This window comes from Vibrio sp. ABH4_348 (assembly GCF_056159765.1).
In genome coordinates, this window is record NZ_JBSWVW010000002.1 from 332503 (window position 1) to 344384 (window position 11882).

At 44.4% G+C, this 11882-nt stretch carries 10 protein-coding genes; 3 read left to right on the plus strand and 7 right to left on the minus strand.

All coding sequences use genetic code 11. The features are described 5' to 3' along the window. The first annotated feature begins 251 nt into the window (after window positions 1-251). The gene (locus ACXAFJ_RS15215) at window positions 252-572 is read left to right on the plus strand and encodes a hypothetical protein (protein ID WP_475324597.1); all 321 of its coding nucleotides are present in this window, start codon (window positions 252-254) and stop codon (window positions 570-572) included. 55 nt (window positions 573-627) lie between these two features. Here ACXAFJ_RS15215 and ACXAFJ_RS15220 read toward each other — a convergent pair whose 3' ends face one another. After that, complete coding sequence (locus ACXAFJ_RS15220; RefSeq protein WP_475324599.1) at window positions 628-1212, minus strand: NAD(P)H-dependent oxidoreductase; 585 nt, start codon at window positions 1210-1212, stop codon at window positions 628-630. A gap of 177 nt (window positions 1213-1389) precedes the next feature. On the opposite strand from ACXAFJ_RS15220, the gene ACXAFJ_RS15225 reads away from it, so the two are divergent. Continuing rightward, on the plus strand, window positions 1390-2283 hold the full coding sequence (locus tag ACXAFJ_RS15225; protein ID WP_475324600.1) for a helix-turn-helix domain-containing protein: 894 nt from the start codon (window positions 1390-1392) through the stop codon (window positions 2281-2283). On the opposite strand, the gene ACXAFJ_RS15230 is transcribed toward ACXAFJ_RS15225, so the two are convergent. Next, entirely contained in the window at window positions 2280-2915 is a 636-nt protein-coding gene (locus tag ACXAFJ_RS15230; protein ID WP_475324601.1) for a DsbA family protein, read from the minus strand. The genes ACXAFJ_RS15225 and ACXAFJ_RS15230 overlap by 4 nt on opposite strands. Window positions 2916-3107: 192 nt before the next feature. Further along, complete coding sequence (locus tag ACXAFJ_RS15235) at window positions 3108-3446, minus strand: zinc ribbon domain-containing protein (protein ID WP_475324602.1); 339 nt, start codon at window positions 3444-3446, stop codon at window positions 3108-3110. Window positions 3447-3669: 223 nt separating this feature from the next. Between ACXAFJ_RS15235 and ACXAFJ_RS15240 the strand changes: the two genes are divergently transcribed. Beyond that, on the plus strand, window positions 3670-4866 hold the full coding sequence (locus ACXAFJ_RS15240) for a CobW family GTP-binding protein (protein WP_475324604.1): 1197 nt from the start codon (window positions 3670-3672) through the stop codon (window positions 4864-4866). Window positions 4867-4959: 93 nt separating this feature from the next. Here the strand turns inward: ACXAFJ_RS15240 and ACXAFJ_RS15245 are convergent, their stop codons facing one another. The 4 genes from ACXAFJ_RS15245 to ACXAFJ_RS15260 all read right to left on the minus strand — a co-directional run bounded on the left by ACXAFJ_RS15245 (window position 4960) and on the right by ACXAFJ_RS15260 (window position 11692). Next, window positions 4960-6660: an NAD-dependent malic enzyme gene (locus ACXAFJ_RS15245; RefSeq protein WP_475325759.1), complete on the minus strand. Its 1701-nt coding sequence runs from the start codon at window positions 6658-6660 to the stop codon at window positions 4960-4962. Between the two features lie 149 nt (window positions 6661-6809). Beyond that, complete coding sequence (locus ACXAFJ_RS15250; RefSeq protein ID WP_475324605.1) at window positions 6810-8252, minus strand: SLC13 family permease; 1443 nt, start codon at window positions 8250-8252, stop codon at window positions 6810-6812. 304 nt (window positions 8253-8556) lie between these two features. Next, complete coding sequence (locus tag ACXAFJ_RS15255) at window positions 8557-9918, minus strand: sigma-54-dependent transcriptional regulator (RefSeq protein ID WP_475324606.1); 1362 nt, start codon at window positions 9916-9918, stop codon at window positions 8557-8559. Between the two features lie 28 nt (window positions 9919-9946). After that, complete coding sequence (locus ACXAFJ_RS15260; protein WP_475324608.1) at window positions 9947-11692, minus strand: ATP-binding protein; 1746 nt, start codon at window positions 11690-11692, stop codon at window positions 9947-9949. Window positions 11693-11882 lie beyond the last annotated feature (190 nt).

Genomic DNA, 11882 nt, shown 5'->3' on the forward strand with positions numbered 1-11882 from the left:
TGCAGGACGTAAAGAATCCTGCACGATATGTTGAACTAATCCAGCTGACTTATTAGATCATTTGCTGTCACTTTTGCCTCTCGGATGGCTCTTGCGGCTTTTCCGAACTCCATGAACTTCTCTAATTTCATTCAAAAATTAAAATTGGAATCCATTGCTGACATAACGCTGTCAGCAGCACCTTTTTATATTGCTCCCTGTCGATGAAGTGTTTGTTCTTAATCGAAAAACCAATAAACAGGGAAAATAAAATGATACTAAAAAGTAACTTTGCCAATTTTTCAGGCATGGAGTTTGCCACTTTTAAACTCAAACATGGGGTTGAAGAAAAAACACTGTTGGAGTTGGTTGAAAAACTAGAGCAGCGCTTTTTATCAAATCAAGAAGAACTCTATATGCACTGTCTACTCAAAGGTCCTGATGGTCTATACGCTGATGTAGCAATTGGCAGTACACAAGCCAAAGTAGAAGAGTATTGTCATCAGTGGTTATCAAACCCCGATGCTTTGAAGCTCATTGATGTTTACGACGAATCTACTGTAAACATGACTTTCTTGACCAAAATTAACTAGTCCAGAAACTAGCAATTTCACTCGGGGCTTAGTAAAACCCCGAGTGCCCAAATATTTAAGAGAACAAGGTTCTCAAATGATTCTTGTATTTAGCGAAATCTTGCTCCAAATCTGGATTTTTAATTACGTCAAACGCGGCATACGTGGGAAGTGATTCAAACCCACAAAACTCATACGCTTTGTTGATGGGTTGAAGCAGGTCTTCAGCAGAAAGTCCGTTAAAGAACTCATCTTTTTCAAAAGCATAACTCGGGGCGTTTAACGTCAATGAAAGCATAATCTTTCGACCAAACCGCACTGCACCAGTACCGTACTTTTTAGTCGGATCATCACTCACTCGTCCATCGTGATAAACGAGTTTGTCGCCAATTGCGTAAGTCAGAATTTCATCGACATATTTTTTAAACATCCAAGGTACGCTCATCCAATACACAGGGGATTGAATGACAATCCCGTCAGACCAAATATGTTTTTCGATCTCTTCATCGATTTGATAGCCGTTTTCTATCGTTGTCGTTTTGACTTGATAACCCATGTCTTGCAGTTGCTGAATGGCAATGTCTGCAAAATGTTGGTTGAGATTTCCTTCAGCAAAGCCGGGCCATTTTTGATGAGCGTTGATCACTAAAATGTTTTTCATGTTTCTTCCTCATTGTTCTAAAGCACTTTTCTAAATTAGAACGAACAACACTGGAAACGAATGAAGGAACCTGCCTAATGTTTGCCAATTCCTATCAATTTTTGTTTTCTCTGTTTGAATAAGTTAAACAAACACTTAATCTAGTTTCGGAGAGTAAATACGTGGTGAGCCAACAATATGTCAGACAATATTGAGCTATTTGATTTTTTGCATCAGTCGAGTATCGGTAAGGGGACAAATGGCTATAGCGCCACTCTTAATTCCAGCATTGAACTGTTTTATTCTCACGAACCGCACCAAGCGCAGCCGGTTATGTATACGCCCGGCATTGTCTTGCTCCTCTCAGGATTTAAGCGTGGCAGAATCAATACCTTATCGCTAGATAACGATCCGGAAAAACTGCTGGTATTAACGACTTCCTATCCTATTGAATGTGAAGTAGTTGCATCCAACACTGACCCTTTACGCGGAATATACATAAGTTTAGAGTTCGACCGTGTTCGGAAGGTTTGTGATGTCATTACCAAACACAAACCAGATTATTTCCATACTGTGGAAACAAGCAAAGGAATGGCGAGTATCACTCGAACCGATAAGACAAAATTTATCGTCGGAAAAATATTACAAAACTTGTCAGATCCTATAACTAGCGAGCTAGTGATTGATGGCCTGCTGGACCAGTTATATTTAGAAGTTATCTGCTCTGAGATTGGGCCAATGCTGTACGATTTTGTTCAGGAAGACAGCAAACAGACAAAAATCGCCAGTGCCATTGAATTCATTCACCAGAACCACGCTGACAAAATTACGGTTGAAGAGATGGCTAACGTGGCAAATATGAGTGTCTCCGCATTTCATCGCTCCTTTAAGCAGATCATTACCGACTCTCCTTTGCAATACCTTAAAAAGGTACGACTAAATCAAGCCAAACACTACATAAGCTACATCGGAGATTCAGCGCAAATCAGTGCTCACAAAGTTGGTTATGAAAGCGCGTCCCAGTTTAGCCGTGACTTTAAACGCTTTTATGGAGTACCACCGAGCCAATATTCGCTAAAAGAACGTCGTTAGTTTGCAGTATTCCCGATTGAGTTCTTAACCGCTTGCATACGTTGCTCTAGTTCTACATGAGTACAAAATCCAAGGGCCAATGCATAGGCACGGTTGTTGTCATCGACTGCAAACAAAGCAGGGAAGCCTGTAACTTTCAATTGATAGGCAATACTTAAATGTTGCTGCAAATTTTGTTCAGTTTCTTCCGATTGAAGCGTGGCACTAAACGCTTGCTGGTCAATCCCGATTGAACTAGCGCAATCAACTAACGTCTCATCAAGGGACGGGTTTTGCGCTTGATTGTAGTAAGCATTTTGAATCTGCTTGACCATTGCGGATGATGAACCAGTTTTTATCTTCTCTGCAGAAATCACCGCGCGGCATGCTTGATAAGTCGAGCGATACGGAGTGTTGCGCTGCCAGTAGTCGTGATTAAATGAAACTCTAGTACGGCCTTCAATTGTGTGCCAATAGGACGAAATAGTTTGTCTTAACTCATCATCCATTGGCGTATCATTGTCGGGGGCAAGCCCGCCCATTATCCAATCGACATTCATCGTTAAAGTCTGGTTAGAAAGAAAGTCTTCAAATTCAGGCTGGAACGCATAGCACCATGCACACATTGGGTCCATTACATAAATAAGCCGCACGAGTTCTCCTTCACTATGGTGGTATTAGGATCGTTACTATAACTTAGTAAAAGCGTAGGTTACTGGTTTTGGGAATCTTTTGGTGAATTTATTGCCACGCTGTCACTTTTGCTGGATACCAGTGCCAATCTCATAAATCGAATTTATATAGCTAGGCAATTACTAGTAACATTTACAGCTCCTAGCTCACCGCTAACCCGTCAACAAATCAAACAACTTCTGTCCAGAATCCAGTCCTCTATTGTAGAACTCTGTATATCCGCAGCTCGCGCACGAAAGGAAATAGAATCTATTTTTGTTGTAGTTAAAGTAAGTGCTCCAGAATCCAGCTGTTGCCCGTAATTCACCAACTTCATAATTCTCTGATTGACATTTAATGCAACAGTATTGATAAGAGGTTTGTGTTCCCATTAGGTGACTCGCATATTGTTTATTAGCCAGATTCTTTCCTGGAGATCTGCAACGAGAGCAGCTCTCATCGTTTTGTCCATTTGAATGTCCGCAACCGAGGCATTCCCAAATGTTCGACATCTTGACTCCTGTAGGTTTGTTGCATGCTGCTCGCTAGCTCAGCAAAAAAATTCAAGTATTATTGGTATCAGAGCGGCCAAAATCGCCTTAGCCATTTAATTTAACCAAATTCACAATCTGCGTCCGAGACAGAAATCAGCCATTACTCTGAATTAACATGTATTTGCGAGGCGGATTGGTTTATCTTTAGCGACTACTCGAATTGAAACGCCATAGGAACACCATGTCTGCAGTCCCGATCACCATTCTTAACGGATTTCTCGGTTCAGGAAAAACTACTATCCTGCGTAATATCCTTGCTATGTCCCATAACAAAGATGAAGTGCCAGCCGTTATTGTCAATGACATGAGTGAACTCGACGTAGACGGCGTGTTGGTCGTCAATACTGATGTTGTCAACGAGAGCATGGGTAACTTCATCACCATTAGTGGTGATAGCATTTCTAGCCCAATGGGGATCAAAAAACTCGAAAAGTCTCTAAAAGCCCTGTGCAAAGACAAACCGCCCGCTTGGATTATTATCGAAACCTCCGGCAGTACTCACCCACTTCCTCTCGTGAAATTCTTTAAGAAGCAAACTCGTTTTGAGCTACAGAGTATCGTGACCTTAGTGGATGCCACATGGCTACGAGATGATTTCGACCTCGGGCGAGATCTGGTTCCAAACTGGCAAAACAACCTAGAAAAGAACACTCGCGGGATTGAAAATTTATTGGTAGAGCAAATTCTATTCTCTAACCAAGTTATCCTGACAAAAACTGACAAAATTGACCCGCAAATCGCGCAGACCATCGGCCAAGCGATTCACCCGATCAATCCATACGCCTCCATTGTTGGCTGTGCTTGGGGTAAAGTATCGCTAGAGCAAATGCGGTCTGGGCAAAGATACAATTTCCACCTTGTCGATAAGCTTTCCAAAGAGCTCAAAGATCAGGTCAACAAGCCTTTGACTCTTTCCGGTAAAAAAGACCAACGCATTGTGGCTGAAGTCATCAATGATGACCGTCCGTTCCATCCAACTCGACTGTTTCAAGCCTGTCAAAGCCATCTCACCCATGGTGTGTTTCGCAGCAAAGGCTTCTTTTGGATGCCATCTAGAGACGATGTTTCCCTGCTTTGGAACCAAGCGAACGGCAATATTGGCCTAGAGGTTGTTGGATTTTGGCGAGAGCCAATTCTAGATGACAGTTCGCAAAACTTTACCGACGAACAAAAAGCGATCATTCAGCAACGAATCGATGAAGTTGACAGTCGTTTTGGCGACAGACGCTGCCGATTGACGGTGATTGGTCAAGAAGACGAAGCCAAAGCCTTTGTCGAGACCCTGAATCGCTGCTTCTTAACCGATGAGGAAATCGAAGCGTGGCAAAACGGCGAAGAGTTTGCCGACCCGTGGCCAAAGAAAATCGCCAAAATTTAAATACTTACGTACATTCCTTTAAGCAACAACAAAAGAGAGGCAACCATGTTGCCTCTCTTTTTATTTGAATCTTTTGACCTTGCTAGAAGACTATTAAAAAGACGTGCGGCGGTACTGTCGGTATTCTGGTTTCCAAAATGTCGACTCAATCTTCTGATTGAGCGCTTCATCGGAAATTGGTAGAGCAAGACCTTCCTCCATTGCTTGCTTGGCAACGGCAAAGGCGATGTGGCGACTAATCGACTGAATGTCTTTCAGTGGTGGTAAAATTTCACCCGATTTAAGCGAACAATTGTCGGCTGCGCTGGCCAGTGCTTCGCTCGATGCCATTAGCATCGAATCACTGATACGTTTAGCCTTCACGGCGAGTACACCCAAACCAATGCCCGGGAAAATGTAGCTATTATTACACTGCGATACTTCGCGGCTTAATTTGGTGCCATCTTCCAAATTAAGGGTGACTGGCTCAAATGGACTGCCTGTTGCAACGATCGCTTTTCCATTACTCCATGACAAGATATCCGCTGGTGTCGCTTCTACTTTTGATGTCGGATTCGACAAAGGAAGAACAATCGGGTTTTCGCTATTACTCGCCAATTTGGTGATGATGTTTTGCGTAAACAAACCCGGTTGACCACTCACACCAATTAACACTGTCGCACCGCTGTTTTCAATCACGGTTTCAAGACATAAACCATTGTCTGACTGCCATTGGCTTCGCAAAGAAGCGGGTTGCACTAATGATTGCTGAAAATCTGGCAGGTTGGTCATGTCGTCGGTCAGTAATCCATAGCGATCGACCATAAAAATTCGAGACTTGGCTTCTTGCTCAGATAACCCTTCGCGCTGCATTTGTTTAGCAATTTGCTTGGCGATGCCACAACCCGCCGACCCTGCGCCCAAGAAAGTAACCACTTGCTCAGACAATTTCTCGCCCTTTTTGCGACATGCTGCCATGAGTGTGCCAACTGAAACAGCAGCCGTGCCCTGAATATCATCGTTAAAACAGCACAACTCATCGCGATAGCGCTCTAAAAGCGGTGTCGCATTGTTTTGGGCAAAGTCTTCAAACTGCAGTAACACTTCCGGCCAACGGCGTTTCACCGCTTGAATGAAGTCATCAACAAATTCGCGATATTCTTCATCAGAAATGCGCGGATGACGCCACCCCATGTACATAGGATCAGCCAACAGGTTGCGATTGTTGGTACCCACATCAAGTACCACTGGCAAACAATGCGCCGGACTAATACCGCCACACGAGGTGTAAAGCGCTAGCTTTCCGATTGGAATTCCCATGCCGCCAATGCCTTGGTCACCAAGGCCTAAAATGCGTTCACCATCGGTCACCACGATGACCTTTACGTTGCGTTTCGTGGCGTTTTGCAGCATGTCGTCAATCATGTGACGTTCAGGGTAAGAAACAAACAAACCGCGTTTACGTCGGTAAATGTTAGAGAACTGCTCACACGCCGCGCCAACGGTTGGGGTGTAAATTAGCGGCATGATCTCTTCAAGGTGATTGTCGACCAATCGGTGAAACAAGGTTTCGTTGGTATCTTGAATATTACGCAGATAAATGTGCTTGTCTAAATCAGTGCTAAACGAGCATAGCTGTTGGTAGGCACGAGCAGATTGAGACTCGATTGATTCAATCGTATTCGGCAACAAGCCAGTTAAATTGAATTCTTTGCGCTCCTGTTCAGAGAATGCACTACCTTTGTTTAGCAGTGACGTTTCCAGCAAAGCTGGGCCTGCGAAAGGGATGTATAGCGGACGTTTGTAACTCATAATGATATTGGGTACTTAAAGTAAAAAGACGGGGGCGGCGAACAACAACGCACGCCCCCGTTAAAAGAACCAATCAAATGGGTTGATTGGCGTAAGACACCGTTAAGTGCCTTACTAATTGGCAATTAAAACACTTGGGGGAAAGTGTGGTTTTAGCTACCAAAAACAAGTGGCAGTAAGGTAACACTTGCTAGCGTTATCAACGCAATAGCAACGATATTGAGCACAAAACCTGCCCTCATCATGTCGCTCATTTGCAATCGTCCAGAACCAAACACAATGGCATTTGGTGGCGTGGCAACTGGCATCATAAATGCACAACTTGCTGCAATAGCGGCGGGAATAACCCAAACTAGTGGTGTTCCAGTAATGGATTCGGCAACAGGACCTAGCAGTGGCAAGAAACCAGCAGCCGTTGCTGTATTGCTGGTGATTTCGGTTAGGAAAGTGATTAGCGCGGTTACTATCAAGATACCAACGATCAGTGACACACTGTCTGCACCTTGGATTTGTAAGGCAATGAATTCGGCCAGACCAGAAGACTTAATTTTGGCCGCAAGAGTCAAACCACCACCAAATAGGATCAGAATACCCCATGGCACTTTTTGAGCACTTTCCCAATCAAGTACACGTTCGTTGTCACCAGATTTAACAGGAATAGCAAACAGTAGAATCGCTGCAGCCATCGCGATACCTGTATCTGAGATACCAACACCCGTCCATTTCGCGATGTAAGGACGCAAGATCCAGCCGATTGCCGCAAACAAGAAAATAGCCAGTACTTTCTTCTCACCCGCTGACATCGCACCGAGTTTGTCTAACTGCTCTTTAAAGACGTCTTTTGCACTCACTTCACCGGCTTGGTCAACTTTGTAGCTGATTTTGGTCAACCATACCCAAGCAACAGCCAGCATGATTAGCGATAGAGGCAAGCCCATCATCATCCACTGGCCAAAGCCAATTTCGATGCCATAGCTATCGGAGAGGTACGCAGCCATCAACGCATTTGGCGGCGTACCGATAAGGGTCGCGATACCACCAATACTTGCTGCATAGGCAATAGAAAGAAGCATGGCTTTACCAAACATCTCATTGTTTGGTTCGCGGTCGGTCACGATCTTAACCACAGACAAGGCAATAGGTAGCATCATCACGGCTGTTGCTGTGTTTGACATCCACATGGAAAGAAACGCCGTCACCAACATGATGCCCAATACTTGAATGCTTGGTTTGCTGCCGGCCATCAACATGGTTTTTAGCGCAATTCGCTTGTGCAGGTTCCATCTTTCCATTGCAATTGAAATCAAGAAGCCGCCCAAGAATAGGAAAATCAACGGGTGTGCGTATGGTGCAGCAACGGATTTGATGCTGGCAATACCAGCAACGGGTGCAACAAATAGTGGTAGTAGTGATGCGGCGGGAATTGGCACCGCTTCGGAGATCCACCAACTTGCCATCCAGAACGCAAGGCCAGCGGTGCGCCATGCTTCAACAGATAATCCCTCAGAAGGCGGATCAATTAGTAGGGTTAGCAACATGACCAAAGGGCCAAGGCATAGGGTTAACCAGGGTACTTTTTTATTGTTTTGACTCATACTTTGCTTTCATCCTTTTTTGTTTCACTGGCGCAAGGCCGTGATTGACTCGCTTATTCACGTTAAGCGTGCCAAGGAGATTGCAAATGCGTTGCCAATTTGTAATAAAGTTATTTCATTTTATTTTCAATAACTTAAATATACAATCTATTTACCCTCAGAGTATTTGTGTGGCTTTCCACACACAAAACAAAGTCGTGTTGTCACCAATTCCACACAAAACTAAACGAAGAGACGACACGTTACTGGTGAGCACTTTATTGGAGAACACTTTATTGGAGAACACCGCTCCAATTGAGACACGTTATTCACCTTTAATGTATTCGGTTCGTTCAATTTGATACTTGGCAATTTTGTCGTAAAAGGTCTTTCTCGGTAGTTTTAAAATCGCAAGGGTATCTTTTACCGAGCCAGAGGTTTGGCTCAACGCCTCTTCAATTAGCGAGCATTCGTAAAATGCCACCTTTTCGCTCAGCGATAAGTCGTGAGGCATAGGTTCGGAATCATTACTTGAAGATGTAGTAAAAGGCTGTTCAAGCAACACGCGACGCTCTGCGGCATTTCTTAGCTCTCGAACATTGCCCGGCCACTGGTAGTCAATTAGCGCTTTGCTTTCTTCACTGGTTAATGGCACGTATTGCTTGTGAAAACGGGCGGCGGCTATTGTCGTAAAATGCTTAAAAAGCAAAGGAATATCAGCTTTACGAGCCCGCAAAGGGGGTACCTTAACCGTGACTAAATTCAGTCGGTAATAAAGATCGCTTCGAAATGTACCTTGGTCCGACAGCTCGAGTAAATCCACCTTGGTCGCAGCGACAAATCGAACATCGATATCAACCGACTTATTAGCACCAACTGGTGTTACACGGCGCTCTTCCAGTACTCTCAGCAACTTGACTTGCATAGACATCGGCATTGACTCAATTTCATCAAGAAATATCGTGCCTTTATTCGCAAACTCGAGTTTACCTACTCGATTTTCGGTCGCGCCAGTAAACGCCCCTTTACGGCTACCAAACAACTCGCTTTCAATCAGGTTTTCCGGCACCGCACCACAGTTAATCGCCACAAAGTTCCCATTGCTGCGCGAGCCATTTTCGTGCAAGTAACGAGCAACCAACTCTTTGCCTGAACCGGTCTCACCGTGAATCAACACATCAGCTGGTGTATCCGCCACGGTGGTAAGTAAAGACAACATGGCTTGCATCTCGTCTGTTTCTCCCAGAATCCGAGTACCACCTTTTTTGGTCGATTTCAGAGTGGATTTCAAGACGCGATTTTCCAAAATCAGACGTCGCTTTTCTGCGGCGCGAGACACGCTATCTAACAATTGTTCATTGATTGGTTTTTCAAAAAAGTCATACGCACCACGGTGTAGCATGGTGACTGCCAGCTTCACGTCTGCATAGCCCGTGAGCATGATGACCGGAATATCCATATCAATGGTTTGAACTTCTGTTAACAGCTGATCCCCAGACATCTTTGGCATGTTAATGTCAGTGATGATCACACCCGAGAAATCTCTATTGAGCTGCTTGACCGCTTGCTCTGCTGATTCAAATGCGGTGACGGCGTATCCTTCGATAGTAAGTAATTGGCTCAATGAATCTCGAATGATGAACTCATCGTCGATGATCCACACCGTATTAGTTGTTGTTGCACTCATTTGGAAGTCCGTTAGTAAAAGGTTGCGCCTATTGGTGAATTGGCTGCTTCTTTAGTCTAAGGGTAAACGTGGCCCCTTTTCCATTGGCGTTGTTGCAGGCAAGTAGTGTGCCACCAAATGACTCTAAGATACTTCGCGAAACCGAGAGCCCCAAACCAAGACCATTCTCAGATTTAGTGGTGAAAAAAGGCTCGAAGATAGTATCGATAGTTTGGCCGCTGATCCCTGTGCCGCTGTCTGCCACGTGGATGTTCACTATGTCGACCTCTGATTCAAAGCTAATGTCGATACGCTTATTCGCCTGATGTTGCATTGCATCTACTGCATTCGATAGCAAATTCACCAACACTTGTTCTAACTTGAGTTGCTCGCCCCACACCAAACCAGAAAAGGGCTGCACCGAAACTTGCACCTTGTGCTGGTTGATTTGCGGCCCGACGACCACCATGGCGCCGTTGATACAATCTGACCACTTACACCAAGACAGTGAATCCGTATTGGTGCGACTAAACTGTTTCAGCTGGCCCACTATTTTATGAACCCGCTCAACCATAGATTCAACCGTGTTAAGTGTTGCGACCGCACTATCAAACTCTTCTTTGTAGATGAGTCGACGACAGCTCGCCAGATAAGCATTGATGGCACTCAATGGCTGGTTAATCTCATGATTTACGGATGCTGACATCTGGCCAATGGTGGCGAGTTTAGCTGATTGCAATAAGGCTTGGTGCGCCGATTCCAGCTCGCTGGTTCTAGCGATGACTTCTTTTTCCAACGCATTTCGCGTGTACAACAACTGGCGATAACCTGTGACTCTGCGATAAAGAAACAACGAAACCCAAAAAAGCGCTGAGTAGCCGCACACTACCCAACCCAACATAGTGAATTGTTGATACAACAACGCATCGGTATCCGCAAGCATGACTAACTCTAAATCAAGCAAAGGCAAACTTGCTTCGCCATACAGAAATGATCCAAGTGATTGATCATTAGTTTGGATCCGCCAAACCGGCAATTCGCTAAACCAATCTATGCGCTTAGACTCTTTCAAAGTACTGCGTTCCAAATTCAAATAACGTTGGCTTTTTTGGATCTCATCCCATGAGACTTGGTTCACCATTCTTAGTTGTTTGAGACGCCAGTAAGGAAAGCTGGACATAAAAATGATGTCATCGGGACCAAACACCATAAACTTGGTACTGGTCGCCCCGGAAAGCCATTCTGAGTCTTGTTCAAACTTACTTATGTTTACCTTCACTGCGGCAACGCCAATGATGTCGTCATTGACTATTATCGGTGATGAAAAAAACACACCACGCTCGCCAGAGCGTAACCCCAAGGCATAGTATTTAGTGTGTTCGCCCTGCATTGCTTGGTAAAAATACGGCCTAAACGCATAGTTGCCACCAACAAAGCTTGTTTTACTTTGAAAATTACTTGCCGCGACGACATCACCTTGACGATTTAACACGTACACCTCACTCGCACCACTTGTCTTTGCGATATCAAGCAAGAGTAAGTTCAGCGCATTGATTTCCCTGGTATTTTGTAATGCATTGCGAATCTGATAATGGCTGTTCAACAGCTGAGGGATGTGGTGGTAACGCTCTAGCTGATTGTTGAAGTATCCGCTAACGCTTTGTGCTTCCTCAGCAATTTGATTGTGCTGCTCGCTGTATAAAACTCGCTGGTACCAAGCTGCACTCACCGCTGAGATAACAATTAAGGTGGTAAGATATAGCAGAACGATTCTTGAGAAACCAATTTCTTTCATATGAAATCAATGTTGGTCGACATTGCGGCTAGTATGCCGTAACCACCTCATGGAGACAAAGTACTTCGCCACGATTTGTTAAAACACCACCGCCTTTACACCAAGTCAACTCTTCTAAAAATTCAATAAGTTAAACCTTTTTTAACATCCCATCTTCTAAAATAAGGTTGAACTTTATTATGGAATTTTG